This window comes from Streptomyces vastus, assembly GCF_039532825.1.
Taxonomy (GTDB): domain Bacteria; phylum Actinomycetota; class Actinomycetes; order Streptomycetales; family Streptomycetaceae; genus Streptomyces; species Streptomyces vastus.
Genome location: NZ_BAAASJ010000044.1, coordinates 140892 through 155757, shown reverse-complemented (window position 1 = coordinate 155757; position 14866 = coordinate 140892). Strand labels below are relative to the sequence as shown.

General features: G+C 68.9%; 11 protein-coding genes and 5 tRNA genes. 7 read left to right on the top strand and 9 right to left on the bottom strand.

Annotated features, from left to right (window positions below; all coding sequences use genetic code 11):
* Window positions 1-118: 118 nt before the first annotated feature.
* The 9 genes from ABD357_RS23275 to ABD357_RS23235 all read right to left on the bottom strand — a co-directional run bounded on the left by ABD357_RS23275 (window position 119) and on the right by ABD357_RS23235 (window position 4198).
* Window positions 119-191 (bottom strand) — tRNA-Glu (locus ABD357_RS23275).
* A gap of 28 nt (window positions 192-219) precedes the next feature.
* Window positions 220-291: transfer RNA gene (locus ABD357_RS23270), tRNA-Gln, on the bottom strand.
* A 20-nt stretch (window positions 292-311) separates the two neighbouring features.
* Window positions 312-384, bottom strand: a tRNA-Glu gene (locus ABD357_RS23265).
* A gap of 62 nt (window positions 385-446) precedes the next feature.
* Window positions 447-519: transfer RNA gene (locus ABD357_RS23260), tRNA-Glu, on the bottom strand.
* Between the two features lie 21 nt (window positions 520-540).
* Window positions 541-612, bottom strand: a tRNA-Gln gene (locus tag ABD357_RS23255).
* An 89-nt stretch (window positions 613-701) separates the two neighbouring features.
* Window positions 702-1469 carry an HAD family hydrolase gene (locus tag ABD357_RS23250; protein ID WP_344392604.1) on the bottom strand — a complete coding sequence of 256 codons (768 nt, stop codon included), beginning with the start codon at window positions 1467-1469 and terminating at the stop codon, window positions 702-704.
* A gap of 150 nt (window positions 1470-1619) precedes the next feature.
* On the bottom strand, window positions 1620-3095 hold the full coding sequence (gene gltX / locus ABD357_RS23245) for a glutamate--tRNA ligase (protein WP_344392603.1): 1476 nt from the start codon (window positions 3093-3095) through the stop codon (window positions 1620-1622).
* A complete protein-coding gene (locus tag ABD357_RS23240) occupies window positions 3088-3876 on the bottom strand; it encodes a fumarylacetoacetate hydrolase family protein (protein WP_344392601.1) in 789 nt (262 codons plus the stop codon). Before ABD357_RS23240 ends, gltX begins: the two co-directional genes overlap by 8 nt.
* 130 nt (window positions 3877-4006) lie before the next feature.
* Entirely contained in the window at window positions 4007-4198 is a 192-nt protein-coding gene (locus tag ABD357_RS23235; RefSeq protein ID WP_344392599.1) for a hypothetical protein, read from the bottom strand.
* A 593-nt stretch (window positions 4199-4791) separates the two neighbouring features.
* Between ABD357_RS23235 and ABD357_RS23230 the strand changes: the two genes are divergently transcribed.
* The 7 genes from ABD357_RS23230 (at window position 4792) to ABD357_RS23200 (ending at window position 14838) form a co-directional block, all read left to right on the top strand.
* Window positions 4792-8616 (top strand): sensor histidine kinase, encoded by a 3825-nt coding sequence (locus ABD357_RS23230; protein ID WP_344392597.1) that lies wholly within the window; start codon window positions 4792-4794, stop codon window positions 8614-8616.
* A gap of 9 nt (window positions 8617-8625) precedes the next feature.
* Window positions 8626-9039 (top strand): roadblock/LC7 domain-containing protein, encoded by a 414-nt coding sequence (locus ABD357_RS23225; RefSeq protein ID WP_033321189.1) that lies wholly within the window; start codon window positions 8626-8628, stop codon window positions 9037-9039.
* A 99-nt stretch (window positions 9040-9138) separates the two neighbouring features.
* Entirely contained in the window at window positions 9139-9537 is a 399-nt protein-coding gene (locus tag ABD357_RS23220) for a DUF742 domain-containing protein (protein WP_165339911.1), read from the top strand.
* On the top strand, window positions 9518-10093 hold the full coding sequence (locus ABD357_RS23215; protein WP_033321071.1) for a GTP-binding protein: 576 nt from the start codon (window positions 9518-9520) through the stop codon (window positions 10091-10093). Before ABD357_RS23220 ends, ABD357_RS23215 begins: the two co-directional genes overlap by 20 nt.
* Before the next feature lie 350 nt (window positions 10094-10443).
* Complete coding sequence (locus tag ABD357_RS23210) at window positions 10444-13719, top strand: sensor histidine kinase (RefSeq protein WP_344392593.1); 3276 nt, start codon at window positions 10444-10446, stop codon at window positions 13717-13719.
* 10 nt (window positions 13720-13729) lie between these two features.
* Window positions 13730-14143, top strand: a complete 414-nt coding sequence (locus ABD357_RS23205) for a roadblock/LC7 domain-containing protein (RefSeq protein ID WP_033321188.1) — start codon at window positions 13730-13732, stop codon at window positions 14141-14143.
* A gap of 95 nt (window positions 14144-14238) precedes the next feature.
* Window positions 14239-14838: a DUF742 domain-containing protein gene (locus tag ABD357_RS23200; protein WP_344392592.1), complete on the top strand. Its 600-nt coding sequence runs from the start codon at window positions 14239-14241 to the stop codon at window positions 14836-14838.
* The last annotated feature ends 28 nt before the right edge of the window (window positions 14839-14866 follow it).

Here is a 14866-nt window from a genome sequence, read left to right as displayed (position 1 = left end):
ACCGGTCGCTTCAACGCCGCAGCGACCGGCTGGAGTTGAGGTTGTCCTGCCGTTCAACTCAGCACGGAGTATCAACGCGAAGAAGCCCTCCCCTGCTGGGGAGGGCTTCTTCGTCACGTACCCCCGACCGGATTCGAACCGGCGCTACCGCCTTGAGAGGGCGGCGTGCTAGGCCGCTACACAACGGGGGCGAGGATCTTACGTTTCCGCAGATCCGAGCTGGTCTACCAGGACTCGAACCTAGACTAACTGAACCAGAATCAGTCGTGCTGCCAATTACACCATAGACCAATATGGTTTAGACCAGTTTGTACCCCCGACCGGATTCGAACCGGCGCTACCGCCTTGAGAGGGCGGCGTGCTAGGCCGCTACACAACGGGGGCCCTAGCGATCCTGCATGAGAAACAGCGGGTGCGACCCGGACTGTCTCCCTGGGAAGGATCTGTACCCCCGACCGGATTCGAACCGGCGCTACCGCCTTGAGAGGGCGGCGTGCTAGGCCGCTACACAACGGGGGCTTTGCAGATGAGCTCTGCGAGCTGGCCTACCAGGACTCGAACCTAGACTAACTGAACCAGAATCAGTCGTGCTGCCAATTACACCATAGGCCACTGAAACGCAACCCCCGGCGGGGATCTTGTCTTAGTTTGCGCTTCCGGGTCGGCCGTTCGGCCCGCTCCCGGTGGGCGCAGGAAGAACATTACCCGAAGGTGGACGGCGCTCCAAAACGGGTATCGGCCCCGAGGATCGCGGGGAGTTCGGCCAGCGAGGTGATGCGGCGCAGGCCGGCGGGCTGATCCGGAGCGGCCTGTGCGCCGGCGTCCGGGCCCGCGTCGGTGACCGCACTCACGCCCGTGCGGTCGATCCAGACCGACAAGAGGCCGGCGTCGGCCGCGCCTTGTCCGTCGATCTCGGGGTGATCACCGACGTACGCGACCTGGTGCGGGGGCAGCGCAAGTGCCTCGCAGGCGGCGTGGAAGGCCTGGGCCTCCGGTTTGGAGACGCCCAGCTCGGCCGCGCACAGCACCGCCTCGAAGCGGTCGTGTACACCGAGGACGCGGAGCTTGCGGTTCTGGACGTGGAGGCTGGAGTTGGACAGCACGGCGTGCCGGTGGCTGACCGCGAGGATGTCGAGCGCGGGCACTACGTCAGGAAAGAGCTCCCAGGCGGCCTCGTAGTGGTCGATGTACCGCAGGAACCAGGCGTCGGCCTCGGCGTCGGTCAGCTCCTCCCCCAGGAAGGCCCGCACCCGGTCCCGCCGCTGCCCCTCGAAGGAGGCCTCGCCGGCCGCGAACCTGGCCCACTGCTGATCGGTGATCTCCCGCCACCGCAGGAGCGCCTGCTCCACGGACGCGTACCCCTCGAGCAGGCCCTCGGCCGCCAGATGCCCGCGCATTCCGGCCCGGTCGGCCGCGGTGTAGTCGAAGATCGTGTCGTCCACATCCCAGACCACGGCTCTGATCGTCATGGTGTGACCTTCCCCAGCCCCGCCCCTTCCCGAAACTGGCGGCTCCGCCCCAGGACCCATCGGGAGAGCTGATGCGGGTACGGCTGCCACCGGCACGCAACACCGCGGGGCGGCACCCGGCGCAGGTGCCGCCCCGCCGTGCGTGGCGCGCTACGCGGTCAGCCTGGCCAGGGCCGCGTCGATGCGGGACAGGGTCTTGTCCTTGCCCAGGACTTCCAGGGACTCGAAGAGGGGAAGTCCCACCGTGCGGCCGGTGACGGCTACGCGGACGGGGGCCTGGGCCTTGCCCAGTTTGAGGCCGTGCTCCTCGCCGGCCGCGAGGACGGCGTTCTTCAGGGACTCCGGTGATGTCCAGTCCGCGGATTCCAGCTTCGCGCGGGCCGTGCGCAGGAGCGCGTCCGAGCCCTCCTTCATCGCCTTCGTCCAGGACGCCTCGTCCTCAACGGGCTCCTTCAGGAACAGGAAGTCGACGTTCTTCGTGATGTCGGACAGGACCGTCAGGCGTGTCTGGGCGTGCGGGGCGATCGCCTCCCACCTGGCCTGGTCGAAGTCCTCCGGCGCCCACGGTGCGTGCGGTGCCTTCAGCCACGGCCCGCACGCCTCGATGAACGCCTTCACGTCCAGCCGCCTGATGTGATCGGCGTTGATCGCCTCGCACTTCTTCAGGTCGAAGCGGGCCGGGTTCGGCACGACGTCCTTGATGTCGAAGGCCGCGACCATCTCGTCGATCGAGAAGACGTCCTGGTCGGCGGAGAGCGACCAGCCCAGCAGGGAGAGGTAGTTGAGCAGGCCCTCCGGGAGGAAGCCGCGCTCCCTGTAGAGGTTCAGCGAGGACTGCGGGTCCCGCTTGGAGAGCTTCTTGTTGCCCTCGCCCATCACGTACGGCAGGTGCCCGAAGGCGGGCACGGACTTGGCGATGCCCAGTTCGGTCAGCGCCTTGTAGAGGGCGATCTGTCGCGGGGTCGACGACAGCAGGTCCTCGCCGCGCAGGACGTGCGTGATCTCCATGAGGGCGTCGTCGACGGGGTTCACCAGCGTGTACAGGGGCGCGCCGTTGGCCCGTACGATCCCGTAGTCCGGCACGTTCTCGGGGGTGAAGGTCAGCTCGCCGCGGACCAGGTCCGTGAAGGTGATCGGCTCGTCGGGCATGCGGAAGCGGACGATCGGCTCGCGGTCGTCGGTCCGGTACGCGGCGATCTGCTCGTCGGTGAGCGCGCGGCAGTGGCCGTCGTAGCCGGAGGGCTTGCCGGCCGCGCGGGCCGCCTCGCGGCGGGCGTCCAGTTCCGCCGTCGAGCAGTAGCAGTAGTACGCGTAGCCGCCGTCCAGGAGCTTGCGCGCGACGTCCTTGTAGATGTCCATCCGCTGCGACTGGCGGTACGGCGCGTGCGGGCCGCCGATCTCCGGGCCTTCGTCCCAGTCGAAGCCGAGCCAGCGCATGGAGTCCAGCAGCTGCTCGTACGACTCCTCGGAGTCGCGGGCCGCGTCGGTGTCCTCGATGCGGAAGACCAGGGTGCCGCCGTGGTGGCGGGCGAACGCCCAGTTGAACAGGGCGGTGCGGACCAGGCCCACGTGGGGGTTGCCGGTCGGCGAGGGACAGAAACGTACGCGGACGTTCGCGTTAGCCACGCTTGATCACCTTGTTGGTGAGAGTGCCGATGCCTTCGATGGTGACGGCGACCTCGTCGCCGACACTGAGCGGGCCGACCCCTGCCGGGGTGCCCGTGAGGATCACGTCGCCGGGGAGCAGCGTCATGGCCTCCGTGATGTTCACGATCAGATCCTCGATGGGGTGGATCATCTCGCTGGTGCGGCCCAGTTGTCGCTGCCGGCCGTTGACCGTGCACTGGATCGTCAGGTCGGAGGGGTCGAGATCCGTCTCCACCCAGGGGCCGAGCGGGCACGAGGAGTCGAAGCCCTTGGCCCTCGCCCACTGCTTCTCGCGCTTCTGGACGTCGCGCGCGGTGACGTCGTTGGCGCAGGTGTAGCCGAGGATGACGTCCTTGACGCGCTCGCGCGGGACCTCGCGGCACATCCGGCCGATGACCACGGCCAGCTCGGCCTCGTGGTGCAGGTCCTGTGAGAAGGAGGGGTACGCGATCTCGTCGCCGGGACCGATCACCGAGGTGGACGGCTTGAAGAAGGCGAACGGGGCGTCGGGCACCTCGTTGCCGAGTTCCTTCGCGTGCTCCGTGTAGTTGCGCCCGAAGGCCACGACCTTGTTCGGGAGCACCGGCGGGAGCAGCCTGACCTTGCTCAGCGGCAGCTTCGTACCGGAGAGTTCGAAGTCCGTGAAGGGGATGCCCTTGATGATGTCGAGGACGAGCCCGTCGGTCGATCCAGGAGGGCTGTCGCCCTCGACCGCGCCGAACGCGACGTTGCCGTCGATGGAGAACCTGGCGATGCGCACGGGAACCTTGCGCCCCTCTACTGAGCCGGCCGGAGTATGACGCTCCAGGCTAACGCGGGGAAGGGGTGCCACCTCACGCAATTACGCGGGGCCTGTGGGGCTCGTCCTCGACTCCGAGTCCTACTGCCGCCTACTGCTCGGCGCCCGCGCCCTCCGGGACGTCCACCAGGACCGTGCGGCGTGGGTTGGCGGTCTGGGCGGGGAGCTCGACGGTGTGCTCCTGGTGTTCCCGCTGCTCCGTGCGCAGCTCGTCGGCGTCTTCGAGATGCGCCAGCGTGGTGCGTCGCGGATTGGCTATGTTCTGGAACATCAGCGTCTTCATGTGCGGTGTCTGACCCCGTAGTACGGGCGCCTGCGCGGCCAACGGCCGTCGCACAAGCGCGTGTTGTCGGATTTGCTGTGCCTGTAAAGCCTCAGGCTAAACGTCCGGTTCCCGGGGAAAGTTGTGAAGACCCCATGATCGCCGTGTGAGTTTCCTCACGAACCGCCCGTCAAAACGGTCAATTCACGCCGACCCTCCACGCCAACAAAACGGGACATTGCCCCACTGAAGACATCATTCCGCTCCTGATCATGGCGACTGGGACACGTCTCGCACCCGAGCGGATCGCCGGATTGCGCCCGCTTTGCGGGGGATCACTTTCTACGACCGGTAACTCGCCCCTCACAAGGGGTCACGTTGGTCACAGCATGACCTGTGGCCCTTGTTGGAGATCCGGCACTGTGCTGGAATTCCACGAACCGCCGCGGGAGAGAACCGGCGCACAGGGGGCGCAACGCAGCGCCGCGTGGCGGCGGGAAAGGGAAGCCAGCGCCGGTCACCGGAGACCGACAAAAGGCGCATTGCGCCGGTACGACGCCGACACCGTCCCACCGTTCTGCGGAGGGACGCCTGGTCCAGAGGTTGCGACGCTAGTGCAGGGACGTTTCAAGAGGGATGGCAGCGCTTCGGCGGAGCCGCACGGCGGGACCGACCGCGGTTCGTCGCCCCAGCACGCCCAGAACCAAGGACCGGCACAGACCGGCGACAGCGGTGATCGCGGCACGCGCCCCGGCCTGGCAGGTTCGCCCGGCGGACCCGCCGCCTCGGCACCCGCCGCCCCGGTGGCCAAGCCGGCGAGCCCGAGCGGCCCCGGCTCCCGAATAGCGCTGCGCAACTGGCGCATCTCCACCCGCCTGGTCTCACTGCTCGCGCTCCCCGTGGTCGCCGCGACCTCGCTCGGCGCGTTGCGCATCAGCGACTCCATGGACGACATCCAGCAGCTCGACAACATGAGGCTGCTGACCGACATGACCAAGCAGGCGACCGAGCTCGCCGCGGCGCTCCAGGAGGAGCGCGACAAGTCGGCCGGACCGCTCTCGCACGGCGCGGACGGCACCGAGTTCACGGTCAAGGGCGTACGGGACAAGACGGACCGCGCGCGTACCGCCTTCATGGAGGGCTCGCGCGAGATCGACGACGCGAGCAACGACGAGACCCTCGACGGCGTCCGCGACAACGTCGTCTCCATCGTCTCCGAGCTGAGCAAGATCAAGAATATCCGCAACGTCGCCTACACCGACCGCGAGAACTCCTCCCAGACGGTCGAGGCGTACCACCGGCTCATCGAGCGGCTGCTGGGCCTGTCTCAGGACATGGCGCAGGCGACCAGCAACCCGGAGATGATCCAGCGCACGCGCGCCCTGGCGGCCTTCTCCTCCGCCAAGGAGTACGCGTCCATCCAGCGTGCCGTGATCGCCGCGGCGCTGCCCGCGACCAACAAGACGTTCGGCTCTCTCTCGGAGAACGACCGGCAGTACGCCAGCTCCGCGCTGGACAACCAGGAATCCGAACTCGCCGGCTTCGCCAGCATCTACGACGGCAACGCGTCGGCCCTGATGAAGCCGATCGACGACGGCAGCCCGACCATCGAGGAAGCCGACAACTACGCTCAGCGCGTGCTCGGCCGGGAGGACGGCCTCGAGCAGCGTGAGAAGCGCTCGTACCTGGACTGGGTCGACGCCGACTCGGCCAAGATCCAGGAAATGTCCAAGATCGAGCTCACGCTGCTCAACCAGATGGAGCAGAAGGCCCGCGAGCTGCGCAACGAATCCGAGCAGGAAGCGATCATCTCCGGTGCGCTGATCCTGCTCGTGCTGGGTGTCTCGCTCGTCGGCGCCTTCGTGGTGGCCCGGTCCATGATCCGCTCGCTGCGCCGGCTTCAGGACACCGCGACCAAGGTCGCCCAGGACCGGCTGCCCGAGCTGGTCAAGCAGCTGTCCGAGTCCGATCCGCAGGACGTCGACACCTCCGTGCAGTCGGTCGGTGTGCACTCCAAGGACGAGATCGGCCAGGTGGCCGCGGCCTTCGACGACGTGCACCGCGAGGCCGTACGACTGGCCGCCGAGCAGGCCCTGCTGCGGGGCAACGTCAACGCGATGTTCACCAACCTCTCGCGGCGCTCCCAGGGCCTCATCCAGCGTCAGCTGTCGCTGATCTCCGAGCTGGAGTCCCGCGAGGCCGACCCCGACCAGCTGTCCTCGCTGTTCAAGCTCGACCACCTCGCGACCCGCATGCGCCGTAACGGTGAGAACCTCCTCGTTCTCGCCGGTGAAGAGCCCGGCCGCCGCTGGACCCGCCCGGTCCCGCTGGTCGACGTGCTCCGTGCCGCCGCCTCCGAGGTGGAGCAGTACGAGCGCATCGAACTGGCCTCGGTCCCGGCGACCGAGGTCGCGGGCCGGGTCGTCAACGACCTCGTGCACCTTCTCGCCGAGCTGCTGGAGAACGCCACCTCGTTCTCCTCGCCGCAGACCAAGGTCAAGGTCACCGGTCACGCGCTGCCCGACGGCCGCGTACTGATCGAGATCCACGACACCGGTATCGGCCTCTCCCCCGAGGACCTCGCGGCGATCAACGAGCGGCTCGCCTCGCCGCCCACCGTGGACGTCTCGGTCTCCCGTCGTATGGGTCTGTTCGTGGTCGGCCGGCTTTCGCAGCGGCACGGCATCCGCATCCAGCTGCGCCCCTCCGACTCCGGTGGTACGACCGCGCTGGTCATGCTCCCCGTCGATGTCGCCCAGGGCGGCAAGAAGGTGCCGGGCAAGCCGGGCCAGGGCGCGGGTTCCGGTGGCCCGGCCGCCGCGCAGGCCGCGGCCGGTGTCGCGGCAGCCCGTCGTGGCGGAGCCGGCAGCGGTCCCGCGCTCGGCGCGGGTGCTGGTGCAGGCGCGCCCGGTGGCCCCGGGCGCCTGAACGCCGGGCCGCAGCGCGGGCAGGTCGGTGCGGGCTCGGGTCCGCGGCCTGCGCTGACCGGGAGCGACTCGGGCGGTCGTCCGGGCGGGCCCGGCGGCTCGCGTGGACCGCAGCCGCCCATGCCGCCCGCGCCCCCGCAGGGCAGGCAGGCTCCGGCCGGTGCCGCGCCGGGTGCGCCGCAGGGTCTTCAGGCCGCTGGTACGGGTGCTCCGCAGGGCTTCGACGGTTTCGGCGACAGTGGCCGCCAGGAGGCGTTCGGCGCCCGTGGTTCCGTACCGCCGCCGCGGCGCCCCGACAGCGGGAACGCCGAGCAGGGCCGTCATGCCGCCGGGCAGGCGCAACTGCCGCCGCCCGGTGGTCCCCGTGCCGAGCTGCCCGGGGGCAACCCCAAGCCGCGCGTGAGCAGTTGGAGCGACGAGCCGGGCCGGCGCGACTCGATGGACGGCCCGCGTGGCCACGAGGAGTCGGACGCCACCTCGCGCATGCCTCGCGTGGACGACCGTCAGGGTAGGGGCTCGACCGAGGAGATCCCCCGGATCGACGACGGCCAGGGTTCGAGTTCCACGGGTGAGTACGCCCGGCCGGACTTCGACGCTCAGCGTCCCGGTTCCGGTGCTGGTGCGGGTCCCGCCGACTTCGGCATCCCGGGTCCCGGCCAGGGCACCGGGCAGTTCGTACGCCCGGATGTATTCGGTCCGCCGAATCCTTCCGCCGGGCAGAACCCGACCTCGACCGGCCAGTTCCCCATGCCGGGTCGCGATGGCCGCCAGGACCAGCCCTCGAACGGGCAGCCCCCGGCGTCCGGCTACAACGGCTCCACCACGGACCGGGACGGCCGCGGCGAGCGCCAGGGCGGTGGAGACACCGGCCAGTTCGAGCGCCCCGGAACGAACGGTACGAACGACAGCCGGCGCCCCCAGCGTCCGCAGCCGCGCCGGCGCCCCTCGCTCCCCCCGCAGCCGTCGCATCCCCCGCGTGAGCCGGAGGGTCTGCCCCCGGCGGCGGGTCCCGGCGACGGACGTACACCGCTGTACGACACCCTGGAGACCAACTGGTTCCACCAGGGTCAGGGAGGTCAGGACCAGGACCAGGGCCGGAGCAACGGCTCCCGGACCGAGTCGGCGTCCTCGGCGTCCTCCATGGACACCCCGCCGCAGCCCAACCGGGCACCCGCGGCCCCGCAGCGCCGGGCGCCGGAGCCGGCTCCGGCCGTCACGTCGTCCTGGCGGGCCTCTCCCAATGATGAACTCGGCCGCCAGGCCGAGAAGGTGCGCCAGCCCACCGCGGGTGGCGTGACCGTCTCGGGTCTGCCGCGCCGGGTCCCCCGCGCGAACCTTGTCGCGGGGACGGCTCAGCAACAACAGCACCAAAGCGGTCCGCAGGTCTCGCGTGCGCCCGATGACGTACGCGGTCGGCTGACCAATCTTCGTAGGGGCATCCAGCAGGGTCGCCAGGCCGGTTCGGGCCAGACCGGCAGCTTCCCCAGCCCCACTCACCAGCAGGAGCGTTAGTTGAGCCAGATGAGCCAGGCAGCACAGAACCTCAACTGGTTGATCACCAACTTCGTTGACAACACCCCCGGGGTGTCCCACACCGTCGTAGTCTCCGCCGACGGTCTACTTCTGGCGTTGTCGGAGGGCTTCCCGCGCGACCGCGCGGACCAGCTCGCGGCCGTCGCCTCCGGACTGACCTCGCTCACCGCCGGTGCCTCCCGGATCTTCGAGGGCGGCACGGTGGCGCAGACGGTGGTCGAGATGGAGCGCGGCTTCCTCTTCCTGATGTCCATTTCCGACGGCTCGTCGCTCGCGGTCCTGTCCCACCCGGACTGCGACATCGGTCTCGTCGGATACGAGATGGCCCTGCTCGTCGACCGTGCGGGCGCCGTACTGACGCCCGATCTGCGGGCCGAACTGCAAGGCAGCCTGTTGCACTAGATCGCCCCATAAGGCAAGACCACCGTCAGGCCGCCCGTTCCCCCACCGGCCCTCATCGACGGCACGAATGACCGACATGCTGTCCCGCCCGGAGGATTCATGACCCCGCCCACCGCCTCTCACGATCCGTACGCAGAGCCGTACGGGGACGAGGGCGACCAGCCGCTGGTACGTCCGTACGCGATGACCGGCGGCCGGACCCGGCCGCGCTACCAGCTCGCCATAGAGGCACTGATCAGCACCACGGCCGACCCGGCGCAGCTGATGGGGCTGCTCCCCGAGCACCAGCGCATCTGCCACCTCTGCCGTGAGGTGAAGTCTGTCGCCGAAGTGTCGGCGCTCCTGTCCATGCCCCTGGGCGTGGCACGGATTCTCGTCGCGGACCTCGCGGAGGCCGGTCTCGTCGCCATCCACCAGCCCGGTGGCGATGAGAACGCTGGTGGCCAGCCGGACGTGACACTGCTCGAAAGGGTGCTCAGTGGACTTCGCAAGCTCTGACGGAGGCCGGGCGACCACCTCCGCGAAGATCGTGGTGGCGGGTGGCTTCGGCGTGGGCAAGACCACGTTCGTCGGGGCCGTCTCGGAGATCAACCCGCTGCGTACCGAGGCCGTCATGACGTCCGCGTCCGCGGGCATCGACGACCTCACCCACACCGGAGACAAGACGACGACCACCGTCGCCATGGACTTCGGCCGCATCACCCTGGACCAGGACCTGATCCTGTACCTCTTCGGTACGCCCGGCCAGGACCGCTTCTGGTTCATGTGGGACGACCTGGTACGCGGCGCCATCGGCGCCGTCGTCCTGGTCGACACCCGCCGTCTCGCCGACTGCTTCCCGGCCGTCGACTACTTCGAGAACAGCGGACTGCCCTTCGTGATTGCCCTCAACGGCTTCGACGGGCACCAGCCGTACACCCCCGACGAAGTGAGGGAGGCGTTGCAAATCGGCCCCGACTCCCCGATCATCACGACAGACGCCCGGCACCGGGCTGATGCCAAGAGTGCGCTGATCACGCTGGTCGAACACGCGCTCATGGCGCGTCTTCGGTAGCACCGGAATCAGCCATGCCATACGGCAGTTGTCGTAGAAGCTTTGGAGCCGGCTGTGTCCTTTGACACGGCCGGCCAGGCTGTTCATAACGTTTCGACAGAGAAATTGAGTGGTATCAACACGCGTCGCGGTCGCATGGTGCCGCTGTGCTCACATCGGCCCCGCCTTTTGGCGGGGCTCGCTCTTTATGACCGTTTTATCTGGGGTTTACGCAGCCCGGAATCATCGGTTCCGAGTGTTTGGACGAGCACAGCCTGACGTGCTGGAATGCCTGAACTGCCCGGTAGCCCAGGGCTGGGAAGACACACGCGGCACAACGTTGGTGCCGACGCCGAGAGGTTGTTGGTCGAGTGAGGCGAAGCAAGAACGGTCCCGAGCCGTCGGCGCGGGGCAACTTCACCCCGCCGCCGCGCGGAGCGGCACCCGCACCCGCGCCCCGGAAGGCGGAGCCGACGGCCCCACCCCCGTCCAGCGGGGGCCGGCTGTCTCCGCGTAACTGGCGCGTACCGACCAGGCTGAATGCCATCCTGCTCATACCCGTGCTGGTCGGCCTCGTCATGGGCGGATTCAACGTCAAGAGCTCGATCGACACCTGGAACGAGGCTCAGGACGCCGAGAAGATCGCGCAGATCGTTGCCTCCGCCTCGGAGTACGCCGCGGCCCTGCTGAACGAGCGCGACCTCTCCGCGGAGCCGCGCCTCAAGGAGAACCCGTCCGCCGAGGACGAGAAACTCGTCGAAGACGTCCGCGCCACCACCGACGAGAAGGCCGACGCCTTCCACGCGTCCGTCGAGGGCATGCCCTCCGGATACGGCCTGGAACGCCGCCTCCGCCTCGTGGAGGGGGCCGAGCCGAAGCTCACGGACCTGCGCGAGAACGCGTACAAGACGTCGCAGGACCCGGTGAAGACCGAAGAGGACTACGTCGACATCGAGCACTATCTGCTCGAGTTCGCGAACGAGCTGGGCCTCGGCACCGGAAACATCACCAGCTACGGCCGGACCGTGTACGCCGTCGCGCTGGCCAAGGGCGCCGCCTCGCTGCAGCGCTCGATCGGCATGCACCTGCTCGTCAGGCCCAGCGAGGAAGAGGCCAAGTACAACCGGCAGCGGGTCGCGTTCACCTCCTACGCCTACCTGGAGGGCATCGCCGTCCAGGAGTACATCTCCGGCGGTACGGCGCAGGACGCCGAGAAGCTCCGTACGGTCATGGCGCAGAAGACCGAGGAGGGCAAGCAGCAGGTCGCCGAGGCCAAGCGGCAGTCCGAGGCCGCGGGCCGCGAGTTCGTGGCCCCGCCCCCGCTGGACGAGATGGTCCAGGGAGTCGCCGCCGGGAGCCCCGACGAACTGGCCACGCGGGGTATCACCCCGGCGACCTGGATGGCCGCGTCCACGGCCAAGTTCGACGGCTACGACCAGATCGAGGCCGACCTCATCGACAGGGCCGTCACGGACGCGGGCCAGATCGCCTCCGACGCCCAGCGCGACGCCATCATCAACGGCGCGATCGTCATCATCGCCCTGCTTGCCGCGTTCATCATCGCCTCGCTCATGGCCCGCCAGATGAGCCGCTCGATGCGCCAGCTCCGCAACGCGGCCTTCGGCGTCGCCGAGCAGCGCCTGCCGATGCTGGTCGACCAGCTCTCGCGCACCGACCCGGGCCGGGTCGACACCCGGGTCGCACCCATCCCGATCACCTCCACGGACGAGATCGGCGAGGTCGCCCGCGCCTTCGACCAGGTCCACCGCGAGGCCGTCCGGCTCGCCGCCGAGCAGGCCCTGCTGCGGGGCAACATCAACGCGATCTTCACCAACCTCTCGCGCCGCAACCAGTCGCTGATCGAGGGCCAGCTGACCCTGATCACCGAACTGGAGAACAACGAGGCCGACCCGGACCAGCTGGAGAGCCTCTTCAAGCTGGACCACCTGGCGACCCGTATGCGCCGCAACGGCGAGAACCTCCTGGTCCTCGCCGGCGAGGAGCCCGGCCGCCGCTGGGACCAGCCGGTCCCGCTGGTCGACGTGCTGCGCGCGGCCTCCTCCGAGGTGGAGCAGTACGAGCGCATCGAGCTCTCCGGCGTCCCGGAGGCCGAGATCCACGGCCGCGCCGTGACCGACCTCGTGCACCTGCTCGCCGAGCTCCTGGAGAACGCCACCACGTTCTCCTCCCCGCAGACCAAGGTCCGCGTCACCGCGACCCGGCTTCCCGACGGCCGCGTGATGATCGAGATCCACGACAAGGGGATCGGCCTCACCGCCGAGGACTTCGCGGACATCAACCACAAGCTGGCCAACCCGCCGACCGTGGACGCCGCGATCTCGCAGCGCATGGGCCTGTTCGTGGTCGGCCGGCTGTCCGACCGGCACGGCATCCGGGTGCAGCTGCGCCCCTCCGGCGAGCAGGCCGGTACGACCTCGCTCGTCATGCTGCCCGACGCGATCACCCATGGTGGCGGTGGCGATCAGAACCTCCAGGGCGACGAGTTCACCGTCTCGCAGATCATCCCGGAGCAGCAGTCCTTCCAGGGCGAGAACTTCCAGGGTCCGCCCATGCGCACGGCCGCCGAGCTGGGCTTCGACGACAGCCGCTACGACAACGTCCCGGACGACATACGCGAGCTGGACCCCGTCGGCCGTTCCCTGATGCGTGAGGAGCGCCGAGCGGCCCTTGAGGCCCAGTCGCAGCAACCGGAGCTCGAGGCCGGGTCGTTCCGCGAGGACTACGACCGGCAGCAGCCCGGGTACGACGACGGCACGTCCGGCTACGACGACGGCAGGTCCGGCTACGACAGCAACCAGTCCGGCTACGAGACCGAGCAGCTCGCCTACGACGAGGGCAGGCCCGCATACGACGGCGCACCGGCCGCGTACACCGAGCAGAGCGCGTACGACCAGCAAACGGCGTACGAGGAGCAGCAGCGGCCGACGTACGACGAGACGTACTTCCCGCCGAACCCGTCGAACGGCGGCTATCCCGAACCCTCCTATACGGAACCGGTCCAGGAGGAGCAGCCGCAGGCCCACGGATCCCCGCAGGACAGGTTCTCGCCGTTCGAAGGCCAGTCCTACCAGGACGACTGGCCTCAGCAGGACGAATACCGGAACGGGTATCGGTCCGAGTACGCTCCGGAAACGGAATCGGCGCAGGCCGCTGACGTGGATGAGCAGGACCGCGTAGGCTTCGATCGTCCGGGACCGGCCCCCTCCGCCGCGCACGAGCTGACCGACGCCGGGCTTCCGCGCCGCGGTGCTGCCGCGAACGGCGCGAACAGTCGGCAGCCCGTGAGCCAGGAAGCGCCGGCCACCTCGGACAGCAGCGGCAGCAACGGCAGCGGCGACTGGCGGTCGGCCAACGACCAGCGGTGGCAGCGCGCCGAACAGCTGAAGAAGCCCAAGGCGGGCGGGGTCACCTCCTCCGGCCTGCCGCGGCGGGTACCCAAGGCCAACCTGGTCGAGGGCACCGCCGAATCCACGCACCAGGGCGGCCCCCAGGTCTCCCGCGCCCCCGAGGATGTCCGGGGCAGGCTGAGCAACCTGCGCCGGGGCGTCCAGCGGGGACGTAACGCAGGTAGTGAAACGAACGGCCAGGGCTTCGGTCCTGACAGCACCTACAACCAGGAGCGTTAGTGTGAGCCCGATGAGCCAGGCGGCGCAGAACCTGAACTGGTTGATCACCAACTTCGTGGACAACACCCCCGGGGTGTCTCACACGGTGGTGGTCTCCGCCGACGGACTCCTTCTGGCGATGTCCGAAGGCTTTCCGCGCGACCGCGCCGACCAGCTGGCGGCCGTCGCGTCGGGTCTTACCTCGCTGACCGCGGGCGCGTCCCGCATCTTCGAGGGTGGCAGTGTGAACCAGACCGTTGTGGAGATGGAGCGAGGATTCCTCTTCATCATGTCCATTTCCGATGGTTCTTCGCTCGCGGTCCTTGCACATCCGGAAGCGGACATCGGTCTCGTTGGGTACGAGATGGCCCTTCTGGTGGACCGTGCCGGTACGGTTCTGACGCCTGATCTGCGTGCTGAGCTCCAGGGCAGCCTTCTCAACTAGCAGACAAGCGATACATTTTGGCGTCCCGTGGCCGTAAGGTTTCGGACACGGCTATCCAGAGTGATGGGTGCCCGGCACAGTCGGAGGAGGAGAAAGTGGCAACACCCCCAGGCGGTTCGTCTTCGGGCAACTGGTCTTACGGTCCTGGCCAGGGCCAGGACCAGGGTGCCGGTTCACAGAACCCGAACCGGTACAACTTCCCCTCCACGCCGAGCCACCGGCAGCGCCAGCCGTACGCGCCCCAGAGCCCCCAGGGCCCTGGTCCCTCGCCGTACGACCAGCCGCAGGCGCCGCGCATCCAGCCCGTGCACCCGCAGCGCCGCTCCCCTGAGCCGTCCCCTGCCGGCGGGGCGTCAAACCCTCTGGTGCGCCCGTACGCCATGACGGGCGGCCGCACCAGGCCGCGGTACCAGCTCGCCATCGAGGCGCTGGTGCACACCACCGCGCAGCCGCACCAGATGCAGGGCCAGCTGCCCGAGCATCAGCGGATCTGCAACCTCTGCCGGGAGATCAAGTCGGTGGCCGAGATCTCGGCCCTGCTCACCATCCCTCTCGGCGTGGCCAGGATTCTCGTCGCCGACTTGGCGGAGGCGGGCCTGGTCGCCATCCATCAGCCCGGCGGCGACGAGAACGCCGGCGGCCAGCCAGACGTGACACTGCTCGAAAGGGTGCTCAGTGGACTTCGCAAGCTCTAGCGGCGGTCCTTCCCGCTCAACCACCTCG

Coding starts and splice junctions, on each gene's coding strand:
- ABD357_RS23225 (WP_033321189.1), top strand. CDS start 8,626: ATGAGCCAGGCAGCACAGAACCTCAACTGGTTGATCACCAACTTCGTT.
- ABD357_RS23235 (WP_344392599.1), bottom strand. CDS start 4,198: ATGAAGACGCTGATGTTCCAGAACATAGCCAATCCGCGACGCACCACG.
- ABD357_RS23205 (WP_033321188.1), top strand. CDS start 13,730: ATGAGCCAGGCGGCGCAGAACCTGAACTGGTTGATCACCAACTTCGTG.
- ABD357_RS23250 (WP_344392604.1), bottom strand. CDS start 1,469: ATGACGATCAGAGCCGTGGTCTGGGATGTGGACGACACGATCTTCGAC.
- ABD357_RS23220 (WP_165339911.1), top strand. CDS start 9,139: ATGACCCCGCCCACCGCCTCTCACGATCCGTACGCAGAGCCGTACGGG.